Origin of the sequence: Aquincola tertiaricarbonis (assembly GCF_023573145.1) — a bacterium.
Classification (GTDB): Bacteria; Pseudomonadota; Gammaproteobacteria; order Burkholderiales; family Burkholderiaceae_C; genus Aquincola; species Aquincola tertiaricarbonis_B.
Genome location: NZ_CP097636.1, coordinates 552,633 through 575,419, shown reverse-complemented (window position 1 = coordinate 575,419; position 22,787 = coordinate 552,633). Strand labels below are relative to the sequence as shown.

The 22,787-nt window shown below is 68.7% G+C and carries 17 protein-coding genes; 3 read left to right on the top strand and 14 right to left on the bottom strand.

From position 1 onward, the window contains the following. Positions 1–19: 19 nt before the first annotated feature. The 11 genes from MW290_RS16850 to MW290_RS16800 all read right to left on the bottom strand — a co-directional run bounded on the left by MW290_RS16850 (position 20) and on the right by MW290_RS16800 (position 16,165). Positions 20–4,789: a glutamate synthase-related protein gene (locus MW290_RS16850; protein ID WP_250198864.1), complete on the bottom strand. Its 4,770-nt coding sequence runs from the start codon at positions 4,787–4,789 to the stop codon at positions 20–22. A gap of 260 nt (positions 4,790–5,049) precedes the next feature. Continuing rightward, positions 5,050–5,772 carry a transposase gene (locus MW290_RS16845; RefSeq protein ID WP_250198863.1) on the bottom strand — a complete coding sequence of 241 codons (723 nt, stop codon included), beginning with the start codon at positions 5,770–5,772 and terminating at the stop codon, positions 5,050–5,052. 70 nt (positions 5,773–5,842) lie between these two features. Continuing rightward, positions 5,843–6,979, bottom strand: a complete 1,137-nt coding sequence (locus MW290_RS16840; RefSeq protein WP_250198862.1) for a deoxyguanosinetriphosphate triphosphohydrolase — start codon at positions 6,977–6,979, stop codon at positions 5,843–5,845. Between the two features lie 16 nt (positions 6,980–6,995). Further along, the gene (gene aroB / locus MW290_RS16835; protein ID WP_250198861.1) at positions 6,996–8,114 is read right to left on the bottom strand and encodes a 3-dehydroquinate synthase; all 1,119 of its coding nucleotides are present in this window, start codon (positions 8,112–8,114) and stop codon (positions 6,996–6,998) included. Between the two features lie 32 nt (positions 8,115–8,146). After that, the gene (locus MW290_RS16830) at positions 8,147–8,704 is read right to left on the bottom strand and encodes a shikimate kinase (protein WP_250198860.1); all 558 of its coding nucleotides are present in this window, start codon (positions 8,702–8,704) and stop codon (positions 8,147–8,149) included. A gap of 2 nt (positions 8,705–8,706) precedes the next feature. Beyond that, positions 8,707–10,956 carry a beta strand repeat-containing protein gene (locus tag MW290_RS16825; protein ID WP_250198859.1) on the bottom strand — a complete coding sequence of 750 codons (2,250 nt, stop codon included), beginning with the start codon at positions 10,954–10,956 and terminating at the stop codon, positions 8,707–8,709. A 36-nt stretch (positions 10,957–10,992) separates the two neighbouring features. Continuing rightward, positions 10,993–13,212 (bottom strand): type IV pilus secretin PilQ, encoded by a 2,220-nt coding sequence (locus MW290_RS16820; RefSeq protein WP_250198858.1) that lies wholly within the window; start codon positions 13,210–13,212, stop codon positions 10,993–10,995. Between the two features lie 23 nt (positions 13,213–13,235). Further along, on the bottom strand, positions 13,236–13,772 hold the full coding sequence (locus MW290_RS16815) for a pilus assembly protein PilP (protein WP_250198857.1): 537 nt from the start codon (positions 13,770–13,772) through the stop codon (positions 13,236–13,238). After that, positions 13,769–14,467 carry a type IV pilus inner membrane component PilO gene (locus MW290_RS16810; RefSeq protein ID WP_250198856.1) on the bottom strand — a complete coding sequence of 233 codons (699 nt, stop codon included), beginning with the start codon at positions 14,465–14,467 and terminating at the stop codon, positions 13,769–13,771. The genes MW290_RS16815 and MW290_RS16810 overlap by 4 nt, the downstream gene beginning before the upstream one ends. A gap of 10 nt (positions 14,468–14,477) precedes the next feature. Then, positions 14,478–15,089 (bottom strand): PilN domain-containing protein, encoded by a 612-nt coding sequence (locus tag MW290_RS16805; protein WP_250198855.1) that lies wholly within the window; start codon positions 15,087–15,089, stop codon positions 14,478–14,480. Then, positions 15,086–16,165: a pilus assembly protein PilM gene (locus MW290_RS16800; RefSeq protein WP_250198854.1), complete on the bottom strand. Its 1,080-nt coding sequence runs from the start codon at positions 16,163–16,165 to the stop codon at positions 15,086–15,088. Before MW290_RS16800 ends, MW290_RS16805 begins: the two co-directional genes overlap by 4 nt. 268 nt (positions 16,166–16,433) lie before the next feature. Between MW290_RS16800 and MW290_RS16795 the strand changes: the two genes are divergently transcribed. After that, positions 16,434–18,818, top strand: a complete 2,385-nt coding sequence (locus MW290_RS16795) for a penicillin-binding protein 1A (protein ID WP_250198853.1) — start codon at positions 16,434–16,436, stop codon at positions 18,816–18,818. A 45-nt stretch (positions 18,819–18,863) separates the two neighbouring features. Here the strand turns inward: MW290_RS16795 and cyaY are convergent, their stop codons facing one another. Continuing rightward, positions 18,864–19,193 carry an iron donor protein CyaY gene (gene cyaY, locus MW290_RS16790; protein ID WP_250200033.1) on the bottom strand — a complete coding sequence of 110 codons (330 nt, stop codon included), beginning with the start codon at positions 19,191–19,193 and terminating at the stop codon, positions 18,864–18,866. Between cyaY and lptM the strand changes: the two genes are divergently transcribed. Further along, on the top strand, positions 19,099–19,410 hold the full coding sequence (gene lptM / locus MW290_RS33150; protein WP_310740151.1) for an LPS translocon maturation chaperone LptM: 312 nt from the start codon (positions 19,099–19,101) through the stop codon (positions 19,408–19,410). The two genes, cyaY and lptM, sit on opposite strands and share 95 nt — an antisense overlap. Continuing rightward, complete coding sequence (lysA, locus tag MW290_RS16780) at positions 19,407–20,675, top strand: diaminopimelate decarboxylase (protein ID WP_250198852.1); 1,269 nt, start codon at positions 19,407–19,409, stop codon at positions 20,673–20,675. Before lptM ends, lysA begins: the two co-directional genes overlap by 4 nt. A 141-nt stretch (positions 20,676–20,816) precedes the next feature. Here the strand turns inward: lysA and MW290_RS16775 are convergent, their stop codons facing one another. After that, on the bottom strand, positions 20,817–21,806 hold the full coding sequence (locus tag MW290_RS16775) for an ABC transporter ATP-binding protein (protein ID WP_250198851.1): 990 nt from the start codon (positions 21,804–21,806) through the stop codon (positions 20,817–20,819). Further along, positions 21,803–22,777 (bottom strand): ABC transporter ATP-binding protein, encoded by a 975-nt coding sequence (locus MW290_RS16770; RefSeq protein ID WP_250198850.1) that lies wholly within the window; start codon positions 22,775–22,777, stop codon positions 21,803–21,805. The genes MW290_RS16775 and MW290_RS16770 overlap by 4 nt, the downstream gene beginning before the upstream one ends. Positions 22,778–22,787 lie beyond the last annotated feature (10 nt).

Below are 22,787 nucleotides of genomic sequence, written 5' to 3'. Positions count from 1 at the left end.
CTTCTTTCGTGTCGTCAGTTCACTTGGCCGGAACGGTCTTGCTGCCTTGCTTGCCGGCCGCCTTGGCCTTGGCGGCGGTGGCAGCGGCTTGCGGCGCCTCGTCCGACGCGGGCGCGGCAGAGGCGGCGCGGCTGGCCATCTCGCCGAGGGCGCGCTTGTATTCGGTCGGGAACACCTTCACGAACTTGGCGCGCGAATCGGCCCAGTGGTCCAGGATCTCGCGGGCGCGCAGGCTGCCGGTCCAGCGGTGGTGGTCCTCGATCAGCTTCTTCAGCGTGACCTCGTCGGCCTGGCCGCGGTGCAGGCCCGCGGGCTGGTCGACGCCCGGCTGTTCACCGGCCGGCAGCACCTTCTCCAGCGACACCATCGCGGTGTTGCAGCGCTTGGCGAACTGGCCGTCCTCGTCGTACACGTAGGCCACCCCACCGCTCATGCCGGCAGCGAAGTTGCGGCCCGTCTTGCCCAGCACGGCCACGGTGCCGCCGGTCATGTACTCGCAGCCGTGGTCGCCGGTGCCTTCCACCACCGCGGTGGCGCCCGACAGCCGCACCGCGAAGCGCTCACCCGCCACACCGCGGAAGAAAGCCTCGCCGCTGGTGGCGCCGTACAGCGCGGTGTTGCCGGCGATGATGTTCTTGCCCGCATCGCCGCGGAAGTCGAGGCTGGGGCGCACCACCACGCGGCCACCCGACAGGCCCTTGCCGGTGTAGTCGTTGGCGTCACCGATCAGGTACAGCGTGATGCCGGTGGCCAGGAAGGCACCGAAGCTCTGGCCGCCCGTGCCTTCCATCTGGATGAAGATGGTGTGGTCGGGCAGGCCCTCGGGGCGGTGCTTGATCAGCTCGCCCGACAGCATGGCGCCCACGCTGCGGTTGAGGTTGCGCGCGGCTTCCAGCAGCTGCACCTTCTCGCCACGCTCGATGGCGGGGCGGCACTTCTCGATCAGCTTGCGGTCCAGCGCCTTGTCCAGGCCGTGGTCCTGGCTTTCCACGTGGTAGCGGGCCACGTCGGCCGGCACGGCCGGCTGGTGGAACACGCGGCTGAAGTCCAGGCCACGCGCCTTCCAGTGCTCGATGCCCTTCTTCATGTCCAGCAGATCGGAACGGCCGATCAGCTCGTCGAAGGTGCGGATGCCCAGCTGCGCCATGATCTGGCGCGCTTCTTCCGCGACGAAGAAGAAGTAGTTGACGACGTGCTCGGGCTTGCCGGCGAACTTCTTGCGCAGCACCGGGTCCTGCGTGGCCACGCCCACCGGGCAGGTGTTCAGGTGGCACTTGCGCATCATGATGCAGCCTTCGACCACCAGCGGCGCGGTGGCGAAGCCGAATTCATCTGCGCCCAGCAGCGCGCCGATGACCACGTCGCGGCCGGTCTTCATCTGGCCGTCGGCCTGCACCCGCACACGGCCGCGCAGGCGGTTCAGCACCAGGGTCTGCTGCGTGTCGGCCAGGCCCAGTTCCCAGGGCGAGCCGGCATGCTTGATGGACGACCAGGGCGACGCGCCCGTGCCGCCGTCGTGGCCGGCGATGACCACGTGGTCGGCCTTGCACTTGGTGACGCCGGTGGCGATGGTGCCCACGCCCACTTCCGACACCAGCTTGACGCTGACGCTGGCCTTGGGGTTGGTGTTCTTCAGGTCGTGGATCAGCTGCGCCAGGTCCTCGATCGAATAGATGTCGTGGTGCGGCGGCGGGCTGATGAGGCCCACGCCCGGCACCGAGTAGCGCAGGAAGCCGATGTAGTCGGTCACCTTGCCGCCCGGCAGCTGGCCGCCCTCGCCGGGTTTGGCGCCCTGGGCCATCTTGATCTGGATCTGGTCGGCCGACACCAGGTACTCGGTGTTGACGCCGAAGCGGCCCGAAGCCACCTGCTTGATCTTGCTGCGCAGGCTGTCGCCGGCCTTCAGTTCGTAGTCGACCTCGATGACCTTGCCGCCGATGACGTCGGACACCTTGGTGCCCTGGGCGATGGGGATGCCCTTGAGCTCGTTGCGGTAGCGCGCCGGGTCTTCGCCGCCTTCACCGGTGTTGCTCTTGCCGCCGATGCGGTTCATGGCCACGGCCAGCGTGGCATGCGCCTCGGTGGAGATGGAGCCCAGCGACATCGCGCCGGTGGCAAAGCGCTTGACGATCTCGGCCGCCGGTTCCACCTGGTCCAGCGGAATCGCCTTGGTGGGGTCGACCTTGAACTCGAACAGGCCGCGCAGCGTCATGTGACGGCGGCTCTGGTCGTTGATCAGCTGCGCGTATTCCTTGTAGGTGTCGTACTTGTTGGCGCGGGTGGCGTGCTGCAGCTTGGCGATCGCGTCCGGCGTCCACATGTGCTCCTCGCCGCGGGCGCGCCAGGCGTACTCGCCGCCGGCGTCCAGCATGCTGGCCAGCAGCGGGTCGTCGCCGAAGGCCTGGCGGTGCATGCGCAGCGCTTCTTCGGCCACCTCGAACACGCCGATGCCGCCCACCTGCGTGGCGGTGCCGCGGAAGTACTTCTCCACCATCGGCTTGTCCAGGCCGATGGCCTCGAACAGCTGGGCGCCGCAGTAGCTCATGTACGTCGACACGCCCATCTTGGACATGATCTTCGACAGGCCCTTGCCGACCGCCTTGACGTAGTTGTAGATGGCCTTGTCGGCCGACAGGTCGCCCGGCAGCTCCTTGTGCAGCGCAGCCAGCGTTTCCATCGCCAGGTAGGGGTGCACGGCTTCGGCGCCGTAGCCGGCCAGCACGCCGAAGTGATGCACCTCGCGCGCCGAGCCGGTTTCCACCACCAGGCCGGCGGTGGTGCGCACACCCTCACGCACCAGGTGGTGGTGGATGGCCGACAGCGCCAGCAGCGCCGGGATGGCGACGTGCGCACGGTCAACGTGGCGGTCGGTGATGATCAGGATGTTGTGGCCGCCCTTGATGGCGTCCACGGCTTCTGCGCACAGCGAAGCCAGCTGCGCCTCGATGCCTTCCTTGCCCCAGGCCAGCGGGTAGGTGATGTTCAGCTCATAGCTCTTGAACTTGCCGTTGGTGTGCTGCGCGATGTTGCGCAGGCGGGCCATGTCGGCGAAGTCGAGGATGGGCTGCGTCACTTCCAGCCGCATCGGCGGGTTGACGGCATTGATGTCCAGCAGGTTCGGCTTGGGGCCGATGAAGCTGTTGAGCGACATCACGATCGCTTCGCGGATGGGGTCGATCGGCGGGTTGGTCACCTGCGCGAACATCTGCCGGAAGTAGTTGTACAGCGGCTTGTTGCGATCGGACAGCACCGCCAGCGGCGAGTCGTTGCCCATCGAGCCGATGCCTTCTTCGCCGGCCTGCGCCATCGGGCTGAGCAGGAACTTGATGTCTTCCTGCGTGTAGCCGAAGGCCTGCTGGCGGTCGAGCAGCGATTCCTTGGCCTCGCCCGGGCCGGCGCTGTCGGGCGCGTCGATCGCGTCCAGGCGCACGCGCACGTTCTCGATCCACTGGCGGTAGGGCTTGGCGTGGGCGAACTGGTTCTTCAGTTCCTCGTCGTCCACGATGCGGCCCTGCTCGAAGTCGATCAGGAACATCTTGCCGGGCTGCAGGCGCCACTTCTTGACGATGCGGTTCTCGGGGATGGGCAGCACGCCCGATTCCGAAGCCATCACCACCAGGTCGTCGTCGGTGACGATGTAGCGGGCCGGGCGCAGGCCGTTGCGGTCCAGCGTGGCGCCGATCTGCTTGCCGTCGGTGAACACCACGGCGGCCGGGCCGTCCCAGGGCTCCAGCATGGCGGCGTGGTACTCGTAGAAAGCGCGGCGGCGCTCGTCCATCAGCGTGTGCTGTTCCCAGGCTTCCGGGATCATCATCATCGCGGCATGGGCCAGCGGGTAGCCGCTCATCGTGAGCAGTTCCAGCGCGTTGTCGAAGGTGGCGGTGTCGCTCTGGCCTTCGAAGCTCAGCGGGTAGAGCTTGGGCAGGTCGTCGCCCAGCACCGGCGACTTCATCACGCCCTCACGCGCACGCATCCAGTTGAAGTTGCCCTTGACGGTGTTGATCTCGCCGTTGTGGGCCACCATCCGGTACGGGTGGGCCAGCGGCCACTCGGGGAAGGTGTTGGTGGAAAAGCGCTGGTGCACCAGGGCCAGGGCCGACACCACGCGCGGGTCCTGCAGGTCGAGGTAGTACTTGCCCACCTGGTCGGCCAGCAGCAGGCCCTTGTAGATGACCGTGCGGCAGCTCATGCTGGGCACGTAGTACTCACGGCTGTGCTTGAGCTTGAGCGCCTGGATGGCGCTGGAAGCCGTCTTGCGAATCACATAGAGCTTGCGCTCCAGCGCGTCGGGCACGATGACGTCGGGGCCGCGGCCGATGAAGATCTGGCGGATCACCGGCTCGGTCGCGCGCACCGCGGGCGACATCGGCATGTCGCGGTCCACCGGCACGTCGCGCCAGCCCAGCAGCACCTGGCCCTCGGCCTTCACCGCGCGGGCCAGTTCCTGCTCGCAGGCCAGGCGCGAGGCATGTTCCTTGGGCATGAAGATCATGCCGACGCCGTACTCGCCGGGAGGCGGCAGTTCCACGCCCTGGGCGGCCATTTCGGCGCGGTAGAACTCGTCGGGGATCTGGATCAGGATGCCGGCGCCGTCGCCCATCAGCTTGTCGGCGCCCACCGCGCCGCGGTGGTCCAGGTTCTCCAGGATCTTCAGGCCCTGCTCGACGATGGCGTGCGCCTTCTCGCCGCGGATGTGGGCGACGAAGCCGACGCCGCAGGCATCGTGTTCATTGGCGGGGTCGTACAGGCCTTCGCGGCGGAGCGCGTCGATGTCTGCAGGGGTGGTCATGCTCGGCACAGGGCTTTGGGCAGGCGTCGTCATGGCGCGCTCCACGTGAGAGGGGAAGAAAGGACCGTGAATTTAATGCAGTGCAGCAGATGCTTCAACCGAAACAATTAGGGTCAGGATCTAATTTATTTGGCAGCGCCTGCGCGACTAGCTTAAATAGGGACAGATATGAATCGTCGCGGACATGCGAACGATGCATCGCGCGTGCCAAGCCAAAGGCGCGCGTGTCGGTGCGCTGATGCGCGGTTTCCCCGGGGAAATCAGGGTTCGGATGCGTCGTCGGCCGTAGCCGGCGGATGCGCCGGCGCCGCCTTGCGCGGCCGCCCACGCGGGCGCGGCGCCAGCGGGCGCTCGGTGCGCTGGGCCATCGCGGCCAGGAAGGGGGCGGAGCCCAGCACCCAGCCCTTGTGTTGTGCCTGCGACAGTTGCTCGACCTGCGCCGCCGACAGACCGCGGGCCAGCAGCGCGCGGTAGGCCGCCTCACGGTCGAAGGGCGTGTTGCCCAGCGCCCAGAAGGCGCGATGCTCGGTGACCACCGGGTCGTGGCGCTGACCAAGATGGTGCGCGGTGCTCGCCCAGGGCCAGCCGCTGCCCAGGCCGGCGCGCTCGGCGGCGGTGTCCACGTAGACCAGCGCCTCCAGAAAGTGGCGTTCTGCTTCCACCACCGTGGCGCGGAAACGCCCTTCCCACAGCGTGCCGGTGCGCCCATGGCGGCGGTTGAAGCTGGCCACGTAGCTGCGGCCCAGCGTCTGCATGCACTGGCTCAGGCTGTCGGCCGCAGCCGGCGTGGCCAGCAGGTGCACCTGGTTGGGCAGCAGCGCATAAGCGTGCACGACCAGGCCGCAGGCCGGCGCCGACACGGCCAGCTTCTCGAGGTAGCTGGCACGGTCGGCATCGTCCTGGAACACCGGCTGCGCGTTGTTGCCGCGCTGCAGGATCAGGTGAAGTTCTCCCCCCAGGGAGAGCCGGGCGAGGCGGGCCATGCCCCGATTCTAAGGAACCCGTCCCCCTTTTTTGCGCGGGGTGTTCCGACGGGGTGCGGCGCTGCGCCGCTCAGGCGTTGAACAAGGGCTGGCCGCCCAGGCGCGTGTGCTCGCGCAGCGCGAAGCGGTCGGTCATGCCGGCGATGTAGTCGGCCACTGCGCGGTGGCGGTCGGGCGCCTCGGCGAAGTCGGCCGGCATCTCCTGCGGCGCGGCCAGGTAGGCGTCGAACAGCTCACGCACCACGCGGCGGGCACGGTCGGTGGTGTCCATCACCTGCGGGTGGCGGTACAGCGCCCGGGTGAGAAAGCGCTTGAGCTCGGTGCTGGCGGCGCGCATCGCCGGGCTGAAGGCCACCAGCGGCCGTGCCTGCCGGGCTTCGTCGGCAGTGGCCGGGGCGGCGGCCTGCAGCGCTGCGCCGGTGGTGCCAATCACGTCGTACACCTGGTCGGACAGCATGCGGCGGATGGCCTCGAACAGCAGCCGCCGGCCCTGCCCCGCCAGCGATGGATGCTCGGCCAGCGCCGCATCGCGGTAGCGCGCGAACAGCGGCACCTCGTCCAGCTGCTCCAGCGTCAGCAGGCCCGAGCGCACGCCGTCGTCGATGTCGTGCGCGTTGTAGGCGATCTCGTCGGCCAGGTTGCACAGCTGCGCTTCCAGGCTGGGCTGCGTGCCATCGAGGAAGCGGCGCGCCACGCCGCCGGGCTCCAGCGCTTCCAGGCGCAGCGCATCGCGCCGGGCGCAGTGCTTGAGGATGCCTTCGCGCGTCTCGAAGCACAGGTTCAGGCCGTCGAACTGCGGATAGCGCAGCTCCAGCTGGTCGACCACCCGCAAGCTTTGCAGGTTGTGCTCGAAGCCGCCGTGCGCACGCATGCAGTCGTGCAGCGCATCCTGGCCGGCATGGCCGAAGGGCGTGTGGCCCAGGTCATGCGCCAGGGCAATGGCCTCGACCAGGTCTTCGTTCAGGCCCAGCGAGCGGGCGATGGACCGCCCCAGCTGCGCCACCTCCAGCGAATGGGTGAGCCGGGTGCGGAACAGGTCGCCTTCATGGTTGAGGAAGACCTGCGTCTTGTAGACCAGCCGCCGGAAGGCGGTGCTGTGCACGATGCGGTCGCGGTCGCGCTGGAAAACGCTGCGCGTGGGCGCATCGGGCTCGGGCACCCGGCGCCCACGCGAGCGGGCGGGGTCGCAGGCGTAGGGCGCAAGCATCGGCAGGGGCGCTGCGTCAGCCGGCGTGGGCGGCCAGCGTCTCGCGCACCAGGGCGTCCGGCGCGGCGCGCATCACCGCGCGGCCCAGCTGCTCGATCAGCACGAAACGGATCTCGCCGCCCTCGGCCTTCTTGTCCACCCGCATCAGCTCCAGGTAGCGCTCGGCGCCCAGTGCCGGGCCACGCACCGGCAACCGCGCACGTTCGACCAGGCGCTGCATGCGGTCCAGGAAAGCCGGCGGCATCAGCCCCAGCCGCACCGACAGGTCGCTGGCCATCACCATGCCGCAGCCCACGCCTTCACCGTGCAGCCATTCGCCATAGCCCAGGCCGGCCTCGATGGCATGGCCGAAGGTGTGGCCGAAGTTGAGGATGGCGCGCAGGCCGCCCTCGCGCTCGTCCTGGCCCACCACCCAGGCCTTGATCTCGCAGGAGCGCCGCACCGCATGGGCCATGGCGGCGCGGTCGCGCGCCAGCAGCGCATCGAGGTGGTCCTCGATCCAGCCCAGGAAGTCGGCGTCGGCGATCGGGCCGTACTTGATGATCTCGGCCAGGCCAGCACTCAGCTCGCGCTCGGGCAGCGTGTCCAGCACCGCCAGGTCGCACAGCACGCGCAGCGGCTGGTAGAAGGCGCCGATCATGTTCTTGCCCAGCGGGTGGTTGATGGCCGTCTTGCCCCCCACCGACGAATCCACCTGCGCCAGCAGCGTGGTGGGCACCTGCACGAAAGGTATGCCGCGCATGTAGCTCGCGGCGGCAAAGCCGGTCATGTCGCCCACCACGCCGCCGCCCAGCGCAAACAGCACGGTCTTGCGGTCGGCGCTGGCGGCCAACAGCGCGCTGAAGATCTGGTCCAGCGTCTGCCAGTCCTTGTGGGCCTCGCCGTCGGGCAGCTCGATCTGCAGCACGCGGCCGTAGTGCGGCGCCAGCGCCGCGGCCAGCCGCTGCGCATACAGCGGCGCCACGGTGGTGTTGGTGACGATGGCCGCCACCGCGGCGCGCGGCAGGCCTTGCCACGAGGCCGGATCGTCCAGCAGGCCGTCGCCGATGCGGATGTCGTAGCTGCGGTCGCCCAGCGCAATGGGGACGGTGACGACGGGAGCGGCGGCGATCGGGGCGGCGGAAGCGGAGGTCATGCGCCCGAGTTTACGGGCGTGCCCTGAAGACTTCAGCGGAGCACGCGGTCGACGGGGGAAGGGACGACCGAGGCGTCGACCAGGCCCGCCAGCTCCAGCTGCATCAGCACCATGCCCACCAGCGCGGGCACCGAGGGGCGCCCCGTCTCGATGACGAAGTGGGCCGTGCGCCGGTAGAGCGGATCGCGCTCACGGTGCAAGTCGCGCAGCTTGCGCAGCGGATCGGGCACCTGCAGCAAAGGCCGCTGCGTGTCGTGCCGCAGACGCCGATACACCTCTTCGGCCGAAGAGCGCAGGTACACCACGGTGCTGCGATCATGCAGCGCATGGCGGTTGGCTTCGCGCAGCACCGCGCCGCCACCGGTGGCCAGCACACCGGTGCCGTCGTGCGTCAGCTCGTCGATCACCTGCGCCTCCAGGTCGCGGAACGCCACCTCGCCGTGCTGGGCGAAGTAGTCGCGGATGGAGCCGCCGATGCGTTCTTCGATCACATGGTCGGTGTCGACGAACGGCACGGCGAGCTGCCGGGCGAGCTGGCGGCCGACGGTGGACTTGCCACCGCCGGGCATGCCGACGAGGGAAACGAGCACGGTCAGTTGGGGCTGGTGCAGCTCAAGGTGGAGCCGAAGGGGCTGACCGCACCGGCGGGGGTGATCGCCTTGTCGGAAAAGTCGTCCGCCAGGCGGTCGAGCGGGAACACCCGGTAGCTGGACGATTCGGTGCCGGACACGATGCCGGTGGCGGTGAGCTTCAACACGATCCAGGGAGCATACATCTCCGCATAACGCAGGGTGATCGTCGCCTTGCCTTCGCCATCGGTGACCACCGTCGGGCTGGTAAGCGCCACCACGTTGCCCGGGGTCAGCTGGCCATCGCCATTGGTATCGGTCTCGTCCAGCCGACCGTTCTCGTTGCCGTCCTCGTTCGGGCACAGCAGCGGGATCACGTCGCTGTAGGTGCTGACCGTCGTGCCCGAACTGTTGACGCTGGTGGTGACATAGCGCCAGCGCTGGGCGGTCTCGTCATAGCCCATCACGCCCTTGCCGTACTGGGTGGGAATGGCCTTGGCCGTCAGCGTCACGCCGCTGACGCGGATGCCGTTGGCATCGGTCACGTAGGCGGTCCAGGTCTTCTGGTAGGTGTCGACGTCGGCATTGGTGATGGTGTTGCCGGTGCCCAGCACAATGAACAGCGCCGACTGGTTGACCGTCAGCGACACGGTGTTGGTCACCGCGCTGTTGGTGGCCACCGTGGCGCGCAGGCGCACGCCGTTGTTGGCGGTGGTGGCTGCGCCCGCGATGTACTTGTTGGTGGCCTCGCCGTTGCCGTCGGTGGTGGACGACGCCTGGCTCAGGCGGCCGCCACTCGGATCGAGCTCCTGGCTGAAGTTCACCGTCACACCGGACACCGGGTTGCCCGAGGCGTCGGTGACGCGCGCCACGACAGTAGTCTGACTGTCGGTGCCACCGGCCGTATTGGGCGCCAGCGCAGAGGGCGAGACCTGCAGCACCAGGTCGCGCGGCGTGGTGGCCACGAAGGTGGCCGTGGTGGTGGCCAGGGCCAGCGTATTGCCGCTGCCATCCAGCGCGGTGGCGCTGACGGTGGAAGGCGCTGCGAAATTGGAGGTGAGGTTCACCCGGGCGATGCCGGAGCTGTCGGTCACCGTCTGGCTGGCGCTGAGCGTGCCCACCGTGGCCGCGAAGCGCACCGCCACGTTGGCCTGGGCCACACCGCCGCGGCGATAGCGCACCTCCAGCGGATAGACGGCGCCGACGCGTGGCAGCGCGGTGGGCGCAAGGAACACGAAGTCTTCACTGCTGATCACCATCACCGGCGCCACCGAGGTGCCGGCGCCGGTGAACCGCACCGTGTCGTTGCCGGCGTTGGTGGCGGTGTAGCGCACCGTCGCCTGGCCGTTGCTGTCGGTGGTCAGCGTGGTGGAACCGAAGGAATTGCCCAGCGAGCTGGACACGGTGATCGGGACACCCGCCAGCGCGTTGCCCTTGGAATCGACGGCCGACACCGACAGGTCGGCCACATTGCCCTGCGTGAGCGTGGTGTTGCCCGAGAAGGTGAGGCGGCTGCCGACGATCGGCAGCGTGTAGGTGGTTTGCACCGCGCCCGAAGCCACCGTGACGGTGGCCGTCCGGTTGCTGCGGTCCTGGCCGGCCGTGAGCTTGGCACTGGCAGAGCCGGAGGTGTTGGTGGTGGCGCTGACCGAACTCAGCGTGCCGGTGGAGGTGGTGAAGGAGATCGCCGTCGAGGGCATTGCGTTGTTGTTCGCATCCTTCACGAAGGCTGTCAGCGTGACTTCGTCACCGCCGGTGCCCAGCGTGGTGGAAGAGGACAGCACCTCGATCGTGGCCGGCGCGGCCGCGCTGGGGCTGGACACCACCGCGAACGTGGCGGTCTTGGTCACGCTGCCCGACTTGGCAGTCAGCGTCACGGTACGCAGGGCGCGGTCGGTGCCGGCGCCCACGGTGGCGGTGATCACGCCCGAGCTGTTGGTGACAGACTTGCTGGCCGTTGCGTCGCTGGACGAGGTGGTGGTGGTCAGCGTGACCACCGCATTGGCATCGGCCGACAGGGCGACCGCCACACCGGGCAGTGCGTTGCGGTTGCCGTCCAGCGCGGTCACGGTGACGTTCAGCGTGGAGGTGCCGTCGTTGGCCAGCGAATCGGCCGACAGCGCCACCACCAGGTCGGAAGCCGTGGTGGTGCCGCCGCTGCTGCTGCCACCGCCACCCAGCACCGGATCGCCCGAGCTGCCCCCGCCCCCACCGCAGGCTGCCACCAGCGACAGTGCCGCGACGGACAGCCACGTCTTGAATGTTCGGATCATCTTGCCTTCTCGCTCAGCTTGCTTGCCCAGGCGGCCTTACCGCGCGGTGACGCGGTCGGTCACCACCTTGGGCGTGATGAACACCAGCAGTTCGGTCTTGTTGCTCGACCGCACGGTGTTCTTGAACAGGTTGCCCACCACCGGGATGTCGCCCAGCAACGGCACCTTGTTGACGTCGTTGCGCTCTTCCTGGGTGAAGATGCCGCCCAGCACCACGGTGCCGCCGTTCTCCACCAGCACCTGCGTGTTCACGTGCTTGGTGTTGATGGCCGGCCCGGCCGTGGTGGCCGCGCCGCGGCTGTCCTTGGCCACGTCCACCGTCAGGATGACGTTGCCTTCGGGCGTGATCTGCGGGATCACTTCCAGCTTCAGGCTCGCCTTCTTGAACTGGATGGAGGTGGCGCCGCTGGAGGTGGCCACCTGGTACGGGATCTCTTCACCCTGCTCGATCACGGCCTTGATCTGGTCGGCCGTCACCACCCGCGGGCTGGAGACGATCTTGCCCTTGCCGTCGGCTTCCAGGGCCGACAGCTCCAGGTTCAGGAACCGGTTGGCCGAGGCGCTGAACAGCGACAGCGCGAAGGTGGCCGCCTGCGACCCGCCCAGGTTGGTGACGTTGGCCGGCAGGTTGATGAACTGGTTGTTGTAGCGGCCGGTGTCGGTGTTGAGCGCGTTGACGTCGGTGCTCGGGCTCTGGCCGGTCTGGCCGTTGACGGCGTTGTAGCCGCCGCCCACGGTCACGTAATTGCCGCCGCCCACGCTCCAGCCCGGAACGCCACCCTGCACACCGCGCAGGTCGGAGCCGCCCAGCTTGACGCCCAGCGCACGGCCGAAGGTGTCGTCGGCCTCCACGATGCGGGCCTCGATGAGCACCTGGCGCACCGGGATGTCGATCTTGGCGATGATGGCCTGCACCTCTTCCAGCTTGCTCGGGATGTCGGAGACGAAGAGCTGGTTCGTGCGGGTCTCGAAGATCACGCTGCCGCGCGGCGACAAGATGCGGGTGTTGACCGCATTGCCGCCCGCGCCACCGCCCTGGGTGTTGGTGTTCTGGCCGGTCAGGCCCTTGGCCACTTCCTCGGCCTTGGTGTAGTTGAGCTGGAACGACTGCGTGCGCACCGGCTCCAGGTCGGCGATCTTCTTGCGCGCCTCCAGCTCCACCTGCTCCTTGGCCGACAGCTCATCCTTGGGCGCGATCCACAGCACGTTGCCGTTCTTGCGCAGGCCCAGGCCCTTGGCCTGCATGATGATGTCCAGCGCCTGGTCCCAGGGCACGTCCTTCAGCCGCAGCGTGACGGTGCCGGTCACGGTGTCGCTGGTCACCACGTTGAAGTTGGTGAAGTCGGCGATGACCTGCAGCAGCGCCCGCACCTCGATGTTCTGGAAGTTGAGCGACAGCTTCTCGCCCGAGTAGCCGGGGCCCTGCACCAGCTTGTTGGGGTCGATCACCATCGGCCGCACTTCCACCACGAACTGGTTGTCGCTCTGGTAGGCGCTGTGCTCCCAGGCGCCGCGCGGCTCGATGGTCATGCGCACGCGGTCGCCCGACTGCACGGTGCTGATGGCGCCCACCGGCGTGCCGAAGTCGGCCACGTCCAGGCGGCGGCGCAGCCGGTCGGGCAGCGTCGAGCGCAGGAACTCCACGATCAGCTGCTGGCCCTGCTGGCGGATGTCCACGCCCACCTGGCTGTTGGGCAGCTCCACCACGACGCGGCCGGCGCCGTCCTGGCCGCGGCGGAAGTCGATGTCGCGCAGCGACAGCGGATCGGCGTTCTGGCTGGGCGCGAAGTGCACCGGCGCCGCCGCCTGCTGAGCGGCGGGGGCCGCGGTGGCGCCCTGGGTTGCCGGTGCCGCCTGGGCCACCTCGGCCGGGCCGCCGCTGTCCACCACGATCAGCAGCGCCTTGCCTTCCAGCTGCGCGCGGTAGGTGGCAGCCTGCTTGAGGTTGAGCACCAGGCGCGTGCGGTCACCGCCACGCGCCACGTTGACCGAGCGCAGGTTGCCCTGGTTCAGCTCCACCACCGAGCGCGGCAGCGCGCTGCCGACGCCGGGCAGGTCGATGGCGATGCGCGGCGGCGCCTGCACCACGAAGCCCGCGGGCACCGCGGCCAGCGGCTCGCTCATCTCGATGCGCACCACTTCGCTGCCGGCCTGCTGGGTGCTGGTGATCGACTGGATCACCCCCTGCGCCCACGCGGCGACGGGGACGCCCACGGCCAGCACGAGGGCCGTGCCCCAGGCTTTCCAACGGGTCATAGTGCGCTTCTCCTGCTCGTTCTTCATCGCTTGCCCTCCTGCAGTTGCAGGCTGGTGCTGCGTTCAATCCATTCGCCGGCGGCGTCCTGCACGATCTCGCGCAGCGCCACCTCGGTCTCGGTGATGCGGGTGATGCGGCCGTAGTTCTGGCCGAGGTAGTCGCCCGCCTTGACCTGGTAGAGCAGGTTGTCCACCCGCAGCAGCGCGTACGGCGCGCCCTGGCGGCTGACGCTGCCCACCATCGTCATGCTGTCCAGCGGAAAGGCTTCCAGCGGTTCCTTGCGGCGGTTCAGCTCGGCGGCCAACAGGCTGCTCGGTTGCCGCGCCTCCTGCTTCAGCGCCACGGTCAGCTTCTGGCTGCTGAAGGGCTCCACGCCGTCAGCGCCGGTGTAGGCCTGCGGGTTGAAGCGCTTGGGCGCCTGCAGCGGCTGCACGCTGGGGCGCACCTCGTTCTTCTGCTGCTGCATCCAGGCACTCAGCTCGGTGTCGTCGGCGCCGCAGCCGGTCAACGCGAGCAGGGCGATCACGGGCAGCAGCGGGGCCGGGTGGCGGCGGCTCATCGCTTGGCTCCTGCGGCGGCCTTGGCGGCGGCGCGTGCCTTGCGCTGCTCTTCGATCTCGGCCGGGTCCAGGTAACGGTAGGTGCGCGCGGTGGCTTCCATCGCCAGCGTGCCGTTGGCCTCGCGCTGCGGCGTGCTGATGGCCAGGTCGTGCAGCGTGACGATGCGCGACAGGTTGGCCACGTCGGCCGCGAAGGCGCCCATGTCGTGGTACCGGCCGCTGACGCGGATGGCGATCGGCAGCTCGGCGTAGTAGTCCTTGACCACCACCTGGCCGGGGCGGAACAGCTCGAACTGCAGGCCGCGGCCGAGGCCCGCCTGGTTGATGTCGGACAGCAGCGCGTCCATCTCGGCCTTGCCGGGCAGCTGCTTTTCCAGCTGCACCACGTATTCCTCGACCTGCAGCTTCTGCTTGCGCAGCTCGCTGAGGTTGATGGCCTGGCCCAGCTTGGCGCGGTAGTCGGCCTTGAGCGCCGGCTCGCGGTCGCGCTCGGCCTGCAGCAGGTCAGACTGCTCGGACAGAAGCAGCACCCAGCCCAGCGCCACCACCACCAGCGCCACCAGGGCCCAGGCGGCCAGGCGCGGCAGCAGTGGCCACTGGCCAGGCTCCTTCATGTCCAGGCCGCGGAACTGCGCCGCCGCCCGTTCGAAGGACTCGTTGATGTCGAAGCTCATGCGCTTGGAAGAAGTTGCCATGGCCGCTCCCTCACGAAGCCGCACGCGGCGCCGAAGCCGCGCTGGCCGCGCCCGCCGGCGCCGCCGGCCGCTTGATGGACACGCGCATCGAGAAGTCGAACAGCCGGCGCTGCTCGCGGTTGTCGGCGCGCACGGTGGCGGCCTTGATCTCGACCAGCTCGGGCCGCTCCAGCCACTCGGAGTTGTAGAGCGCGTTGCGCAGCAGCTCGGACACCCGCTCGTTGGTCTGCGCGATGCCGGTCACCGCCACCACGCCATCGGTCTGCTTGATGGAGGTGAGGTAGACGCCTTCCGGCGTCTGCCGCGTCAGCTCGTTGAGCAGGTGCACCGGCACGTTGCGGTCGGTCTGCAGGTCTTCCACCGCCTTCTGGCGGGCCTTCAGGCTCTCGATCTCGCCACGCAGGTTGGCGATGTCCTTGATCTGGCCCTCCAGCAAGGAGATCTCGCGCTGCAGCTGTGCGTTGCGGCCGTCCTGCACCGCCTTCAGGTGCTGCAGGCCCAGGTACCACAGCACCACCAGCAGCAGGCCGCCCATCGCGGCCGCGCCCAGGCCGGCGAAGAAGGCCGCCTTGCGGCGCTTGCGCCGCGCTTCCCGGTGAGGAAGCAGGTTGATCAGGATCACTGCGTGAATCTCCGCATCGCCAGCCCGCAGGCCGTGAGGTACGACGGCGCCTCGCGACGCACCTTGGCCTCGCGCACCGCGGACCCGAGCTTCATCTGGTCGAACGGGTTGACCACCATCGACGCAAAGCCGGTGAGGTCGGTCACCCGCTCCTTCAGGCCCGGCAGCGTGGCCGTGCCGCCGGCCAGCATCACGTAATGCACCTTGTGGTGCGGCGTGCTGGTGAAGAAGTACTGCAGCGCCCGGCCGATCTCCTGCGACAGGCTGTCGACGAAGGTGTTGAGGATGGTGGACTCATAGTCCTCGGGCAGGTCGCCCGAGAGCTTCTTCTGCTCCGCCTCCTCGAACGAGAAACCGTACTGGCGAGAGATCAGCTGTGTCAGCTGCGAGCCGCCGAAGGCCTGGTCGCGGTCGTAGAGCATCTCTTCGTCGCGCAGCACCTTGAGGCTGGTGACGTCGGCGCCGATCTCGAACAGCGCCACCAGTGCGTCCTTGCCCTCGTTGGGCAGCGCATGGATGACACGGCTCATCGCCAGCCGCGAGGCATGCGATTCGATGTCCAGCACCACCGGCTTCAGGCCCGCCGCCTCGGCCAGGCCCTGGCGGTCCTGCACCCGGTCCTTGCGGGAAGCGGCGATCAGCACCTCCACGTCGCCCATCGAGGTGGGGCTGGGGCCGATCACGCAGAAGTCGAGGCTGACCTCGTCCAGCGAGAACGGGATGTACTGGTTGGCCTCGGACTCGACCTGCAGCTCGAGTTCTTCCTCGCGCAGGCCGGCCGGCAGCATGATCTTCTTGGTGATCACGGCCGACTGCGGCATGGCCATCACCACCTGCTTGGTGCGGCTGCCGCTCTTGGCCACCACGCGGCGCACGGCGTCGGCCACTTCGTCGAATTTCTCGATCTGGCCGTCGGTGATCCAGCCCTTTTCAAAGGGCTCGGACGCAAAACGTTCAAGCACATAGTCGCCGGCCTTGTTGAGGCCGAGCTCCACCAACTTGACGCTGGACGAACTGATGTCGAGGCCGATCGTTGGCGGGTGCTTGCGGCCCAGCAGCGCGTCCAGAAAGCTCACCGGGGTTCTCCCACGTGCCGCGCTTGCGCACCGCACACTTCAGCGATTGTTAAGAAGTTACTTCAATGCTAGCAGTAAAGCCTTTGTGCAAGATCGGAAAAGCGCCGTAAAACGGACCCAGCTCCGTTGGTAACAGGACACGGTCAAGGCCCCTCGTAAACCCCAGGACCATGGGTCTTTACAAAGGGCGCCCAAGCCTCACCGGACGACACCGGCCGCCCCACCCCGACTTTCTATAATTCGGGCGTTCCCGCCCTCGGAATCCTTCATGCCCAAGACCGACGGCAAGACGCCGCCGCCAGCGCCTCGCGCTCCCCGTTCCTCCCCTTCCCCGGCCCCGGCCGGCGCCAGCTGGGCGTCTTCGCTCGGCAGCATCGCGGCCTGGCTGTTCGGCATCGTGGCGGCCGGCGGCATCGCCATCGCCGTGCTGCTGGCCATCGCGCTGGCGGTGGCCTACCCCAACCTGCCCGAGATCAGCGGCCTGACCGACTACCGGCCCAAGCTGCCGATGCGCATCTATTCCAGCGACAACGTGCTGCTGGGCGAGTACGGCGAAGAGCGCCGCAACTTCGTGCCGATCGGCGAGATGCCCAAGGTGATGAAGGACGCGGTGCTGTCGATCGAAGACGCGCGCTTCTACCAGCACGGTGGCGTCGACTACCTGGGCGTGTTGCGTGCGGGCCTGGCGCAGTTCAACGAGGCCAAGAGCCAGGGCGCTTCCACCATCACCATGCAGGTGGCGCGCAACTTCTACCTGTCCACCGAGAAGACCTTCACCCGCAAGATCTACGAGATCCTGCTGGCGCTGAAGATCGAGCGGCAGCTCAGCAAGGACCAGATCCTGGAGCTGTACATGAACCAGATCTACCTGGGCCAGCGCGCCTACGGCTTTGCCGCGGCCAGCGAGATCTACTTCGGCAAGCCGCTGCGCGAGGTGACGGTGGCCGAAGCCGCGATGCTGGCCGGCCTGCCCAAGGCGCCGTCGGCCTACAACCCCATCGTCAACCCCAAGCGGGCCACCACGCGCCAGCAGTACATCATCGAGCGCATGCTCGACAACGGCTTCATCACCGCCGAGCAGGCCAAGCAGGCCGCCGCGCAGCCGATGCGCTACCGCGCACCGTCCGAGGTGCCGGTGCATGCCGAGTTCGCGGCCGAGGCCGCCCGCCAGCTGGTCTACAACCAGTACGGCAACGACGCCTACACCCGTGGCCTCAACGTCTTCCTGACCATCAAGGCCGGCGACCAGATGGCCGGCTACCGCGCCCTGCGCAGCGGCCTGATCGAGTACGAGCGCCGGCAGGTCTACCGCGGCCCGGAGGCCTACGTGGTGCTGCCCACCGACCCCGCCGAGATCGACACCCAGATCGCCGAGGCGCTGGCCGACCACCCGGACAACGACGACCTGAAGGCCGCCGTGGTGCTGGAAGCCTCGCCGCGCAAGGTGGTGGCGGTGCTGCAGTCGGGCGAGTCCATCACCGTGACCGGCGACGGGCTGAAGCCGGTGGCTTCGGGCCTGAGCGACAAGGCCGGCCCGCAAAAGCAGATCCGCCGTGGCGCCGTGGTGCGCGCGGTGCAGGTGGGCAAGGGCTGGTCGCTCACCCAGGTGCCCGAGGTGGAAGGCGCGCTGGTGGCCATGTCGCCCACCACCGGCGCCATCGAGGCGCTGGTCGGTGGCTTCGACTACCGCAAGAGCAAGTTCAACCACGTCACCCAGGCGTGGCGGCAGCCGGGCTCCAGCTTCAAGCCTTTCATCTACTCCGCCGCGCTGGAAAAAGGCTTCACGCCCGCTACCGTGGTGAACGACGCACCACTGTTCTTCAATGCCGGCAGCACCGGCAGCCAGCCTTGGGAGCCGAAGAACTACGACGGCAAGTTCGATGGCCCGATGCCGCTGCACACGGCGCTGGCCAAGTCCAAGAACATGGTGTCCATCCGCGTGCTGCAGTCCATCGGCGCGCCCTATGCGCAAGACTGGCTCACCCGCTTCGGCTTCGAGGCCGAGAAGCACCCCGCCTACCTGACGATGGCGCTGGGCGCCGGCTCGGTGACGCCCATGGAGATGGCCAGCGCCTACAGCGTGTTCGCCAACGGCGGCTACCGAGTGAACCCGGTGCTGATCTCGCTCATCACCGACGCCCGCGGCCGCACGCTGATGGAACGCAAGCTGGCACCGCCCGATGAATCGGCCCGCGTGATCAGCGCCCGCAATGCCTTCGTGATGAGCACGCTGCTGCAGGAAGTGGTGCGCTCGGGCACCGGCAACCTGGCCGCACGCACGCTGAAGCGGCCTGACCTGTTCGGCAAGACCGGCACCACCAACGACTCGCTGGATGCCTGGTTCGCCGGCTGGCAGCCTTCGCTGGTGGGCGTGGTGTGGGTGGGCTACGACCAGCCGCGCAAGCTGGGCGACCGCGAAACCGGCGGCGGCCTGGCGCTGCCGATCTGGACCGAGTTCATGGCCACCGCCATCAAGGGTGAGCCGGTGGTCGAGAACCCGGTGCCGCCGGGCGTGACCAACATCGGCGGCCTGTGGGCCTTCGACGAGTTTGCGCAGGGCGCCGGCGTAAGCAGCCTGGGCCTGGAAGAAAAGGCGCCGCAGGCACCCACCGAGGACGAGAAGCGCGGCATCCTCGATCTGTTCCGGCGCTGACGACAGGGCCGGTGACGGCGCCTGCGGGCGCCGCCGGGCCGCGGATCAGGCCGGCTGGAACTGCAGCGGTTGGCCGCCCTGCTCGCTCGCGCGGGCCGACAGCAGCGCGAAGATCTCGTGACCTTCACGTTCGCGCCAGGCGCCGTCCACCCACTTGAAGTGGTAGCCGCCTGCCTGCGCCGCCACCCACAGCTCCTGCAGCGGCGGCTGGGTGTTCACCACGATCTTGCTGCCGTTGGGAAACGACAGCTCCAGCAGGCCGCCGGTGCGGCTGGCGTCGATGTCGATCACGTCGTCCTGCAGCCAGCGGTCCACGGTGGTTTCGATCGTGGCCAGCACCGCACCGGACAGGCGGCGGTACTCGAGGTCGCTCAAGGGGGTGTTGGACATGCTGCTCGCTAGAATCTTTTGCATGAATGCAATAACTGATTCGAGTGTAGCGGCGGCCTCTTTGCCGACACGGCCGTCGTGGCTACGCGGCCTGGGCGCGCTGGCGTCCATCACCCTGGTGCTGGGGCTGGCAGGCTGCGGCCAGAAGGGCCCGCTCGAATTGCCGCCGGCTGCGCAGCCGGCCTCGGGGGTGGCGCGATGAACCTGCCCGGCAGCCCCTGGATTGCCTACACCGACGGGGAACTGGTCGTCGAGGACGTGCCCGTCAACCGGCTGGCCGACGAATACGGCACGCCGCTGTACGTGTACTCGCGCAATGCCATGCGCACCGCCGCCGCCTCGTACCAGGACGCGCTGGCCGGACGGCCGCATCTGGTGTGCTACGCGATGAAGGCCAACTCCAACCTGGCCGTGCTGCAGACCTTCGCCGAAGCCGGCTGCGGCTTCGACATCGTCTCGGGCGGTGAGCTGGCGCGCGTGATCGCCGCCGGCGGCGACCCGGGCAAGGTGGTGTTCTCGGGCGTCGGCAAGACCCGCGCCGAGATGCGCCAGGCGCTGCAGGCCGGCGTGCGCTGCTTCAATGTGGAGAGCGAAGCCGAGCTGGACGTGCTGTCGTCGGTGGCGGTGGCCCTGGGCGTGCGCGCGCCGGTGAGCCTGCGCGTCAACCCCGACGTGGACGCCAAGACCCACCCCTACATCTCCACCGGCCTCAAGGGCAACAAGTTCGGCATCGCGCACCAGCAGGCGCTGTCGGCCTACCGGCATGCGGCCGCGCTGCCCGGGCTGCGGGTGGTGGGCATCGACTGCCACATCGGCTCGCAGATCACCGAGCTGTCGCCCTACCTGGATGCGCTGGACCGCGTGCTCGACCTGGTGGAAGCGGTGGAGCTGGCCGGCATCCCGATCCGCCACATCGACCTGGGCGGTGGCCTGGGCATCACCTACACCGACGAAGAGCCGCCCGAGGCCGGCGTGCTGATCGGCCAGTTGCTCAAGCGGCTGGACGAGCGGGGCCACGGCCACCGCGAGCTGCTGTTCGAACCCGGCCGCTCGCTGGTGGGTAATGCCGGCGTGCTGGTGACCGAAGTGCTGGTGCTCAAGCCCGGTGCCAAGAGCTTCTGCATCGTCGACGCGGCGATGAACGACCTGGTGCGCCCGGCGATGTACGAGGCCTACATGGGCATCGTGCCCTGCAAGCCGCGCCATGAGCCGACCCGCCCCTGGGACGTGGTGGGCCCGGTGTGCGAGTCAGGCGACTGGCTGGGCCGCGAGCGTGAACTGGCCGTCAAGGCCGGCGACCGCCTGGCGGTGCTGTCCAGCGGCGCCTATGCGATGACCATGGCCAGCAACTACAACACCCGCCCGCGCGGCGCCGAGGTGATGGTGGACGGCAGCAGCGTGCACCTGATCCGCGAACGCGAACAGGTGCCGCAGCTGTTCGCGGGCGAGAAGCTGATTCGGCGTTGAAGCCCCGCCTTGGGGGCGGATGACCCGCCGCCGGGCCGCCCCAAGGCGGGTCGCTCCCCCTCGGGGGGACGGTGGGCCGCAGGCCCGCCTTGGGGGCAGATGACCCCCGCCGCCGGGCCGCCCCAAGGCGGGCCGCTGAATCTAGATCCGCCCCTCTTCCACCGCATGGCAAGCCACGCGGATGCCCTGGAAGTGATTCAGCGCCGGCCGCTCGCTCTTGCAGCGGGCGTTGGCATGCGGGCAGCGCGGGTGGAAGGCGCAGCCCGTGGGCGGGTTCAGCGGGTTGGGCACCTCGCCCTGCACCGGCGTGCGGGCGCGACCCGTCATGTGGATGTCCGGAATCGCGTCCAGCAGCATGCGGGTGTAGGGGTGCCGCGGCTGGCTGAACAGCGGGGCCTTGTCGGCCAGCTCCACCAGCCGGCCCAGATACATCACACCCACCTGATCAGCCACGTGCCGCACCACCGCCAGGTTGTGCGAGATGAACAGGTAGGTCAGGCCCCGCTCGCGCTGCAGGTCCTTCATGATGTTGAGCACCTGCGCCTGCACCGAGACGTCCAGCGCCGAGGTGGGCTCGTCGCACACCAGGAATTCCGGCTGCGTGGCCAGCGCCCGCGCGATCGAGATGCGCTGCCGCTGGCCGCCCGAGAACTGGTGCGGAAACTTCTCGACGTCGGCCGCGCTCAGGCCCACCTGCTGCAGCAGCTCGCCCACGCGCCGGCGCAGCGTGTCCTTGTCGGTCACCAGGTCGTGCTCACGCAGCGGCTCGCCGACGATGTCCAGGATCTTCCACCGCGGGTTCAGGCTGGCATAGGGGTCCTGGAAGATCATCTGCATGCGCCGACGCAGCGCCCGCGCGCCGGGTGACGCGAACACCGTGCGCGTGTCCTGCCCGTCGAACTGCACCGAGCCGCGCGTGGGCCCGTACAGGCCCACCAGCAGCCGCGCCACGGTGCTCTTGCCGCAGCCCGATTCACCCACCAGCGCCAGCGTCTTGCCGCGCTCGATGCTGAAGCTCACGCCATCGACCGCATGCACGAACTGCCGCGGCTTGCGCTCGACCACGCGGTTGAGCCAGGGGGCCGAGACGTCGAAGATCTTGGCGAGGTCGTTGACTTCGACGAGGCTCATGCTGCGCCCCCCTGCACCAGCCAGCAGGCGGCCCGCGTGGCGCCGGCGTCCATCAGGCCGGGGCGCTCCTGGCGGCAGCGGTCGAACACCCGCGGGCAGCGCGGGTTGAAGGCGCAGCCGGTGGGAATGGCATTCAGGCGGGGCATGGAACCGTCGATCTGCAACAGGCGTTCGCGCTCTTCATCCATCGCGGGAATCGAGCCCATCAGGCCATAGGTGTAGGGGTGGGCCGGCCGGTGGATCACCTCGTGCACCGGCCCGATCTCGGCCACGCGGCCGGCGTACATCACGGCCACGCGGTCGCAGGTCTCGGCGATCACGCCCATGTCGTGCGTGACCAGCATCACCGCGGCGCCGCGCTCCTTGCAGATGCGCTTGAGCAGCGAAATGATCTGCGCCTGGATGGACACGTCCAGCGCGGTGGTGGGCTCGTCGGCCACGATGAGCTTGGGCTCGGCCGCCAGCGCCAGGGCAATCACCACCCGCTGGCGCATGCCGCCCGAGAACTGGTGCGGGTACTGGTCGATGCGCGCTTCCGCCGCCGGGATGCCGGTGTCGCGCAGCAGCTGGATGGCGCGCTCGCGCGCCTGCGCCTCGGAGAGCGGCAGGTGGGTGCGGATGGTTTCCACCAGCTGACGGCCGATGGTGTACAGCGGGTTCAGCGAGGTCAGCGGATCTTGAAAGATCGCGCCGATCTGGCGGCCGCGGATGGCGCGCATCTGCTCGTACGGCAGGTTGTCGATGCGCTTGCCGTCCAGCAGGATCTCGCCGCCGGCGATGCGGCCGGGCGGCTCCAGCAGGCCGATGATGGCGGCGCCGGTCAGCGACTTGCCGGCGCCGGACTCACCGACCACGCCCAGGATCTCGCCGGGGCGGATCTCGAACGAGATGTCGTCCAGCGCCAGCAGGTTGCCGCGCCGGGTGGGGAACTCCACCCGCAGGTGGCGTACTTCAAGCAAGGGTGCCGTCATGAGTGAAAAC

Coding starts and splice junctions, on each gene's coding strand:
- MW290_RS16850 (WP_250198864.1), bottom strand. CDS start 4,789: ATGACCACCCCTGCAGACATCGACGCGCTCCGCCGCGAAGGCCTGTAC.
- MW290_RS16845 (WP_250198863.1), bottom strand. CDS start 5,772: ATGGCCCGCCTCGCCCGGCTCTCCCTGGGGGGAGAACTTCACCTGATC.
- MW290_RS16840 (WP_250198862.1), bottom strand. CDS start 6,979: ATGCTTGCGCCCTACGCCTGCGACCCCGCCCGCTCGCGTGGGCGCCGG.
- aroB (WP_250198861.1), bottom strand. CDS start 8,114: ATGACCTCCGCTTCCGCCGCCCCGATCGCCGCCGCTCCCGTCGTCACC.
- MW290_RS16825 (WP_250198859.1), bottom strand. CDS start 10,956: ATGATCCGAACATTCAAGACGTGGCTGTCCGTCGCGGCACTGTCGCTG.
- MW290_RS16820 (WP_250198858.1), bottom strand. CDS start 13,212: ATGACCCGTTGGAAAGCCTGGGGCACGGCCCTCGTGCTGGCCGTGGGC.
- MW290_RS16815 (WP_250198857.1), bottom strand. CDS start 13,772: ATGAGCCGCCGCCACCCGGCCCCGCTGCTGCCCGTGATCGCCCTGCTC.
- MW290_RS16810 (WP_250198856.1), bottom strand. CDS start 14,467: ATGGCAACTTCTTCCAAGCGCATGAGCTTCGACATCAACGAGTCCTTC.
- MW290_RS16795 (WP_250198853.1), top strand. CDS start 16,434: ATGCCCAAGACCGACGGCAAGACGCCGCCGCCAGCGCCTCGCGCTCCC.
- lptM (WP_310740151.1), top strand. CDS start 19,099: ATGTCGATCACGTCGTCCTGCAGCCAGCGGTCCACGGTGGTTTCGATC.
- lysA (WP_250198852.1), top strand. CDS start 19,407: ATGAACCTGCCCGGCAGCCCCTGGATTGCCTACACCGACGGGGAACTG.
- MW290_RS16775 (WP_250198851.1), bottom strand. CDS start 21,806: ATGAGCCTCGTCGAAGTCAACGACCTCGCCAAGATCTTCGACGTCTCG.
- MW290_RS16770 (WP_250198850.1), bottom strand. CDS start 22,777: ATGACGGCACCCTTGCTTGAAGTACGCCACCTGCGGGTGGAGTTCCCC.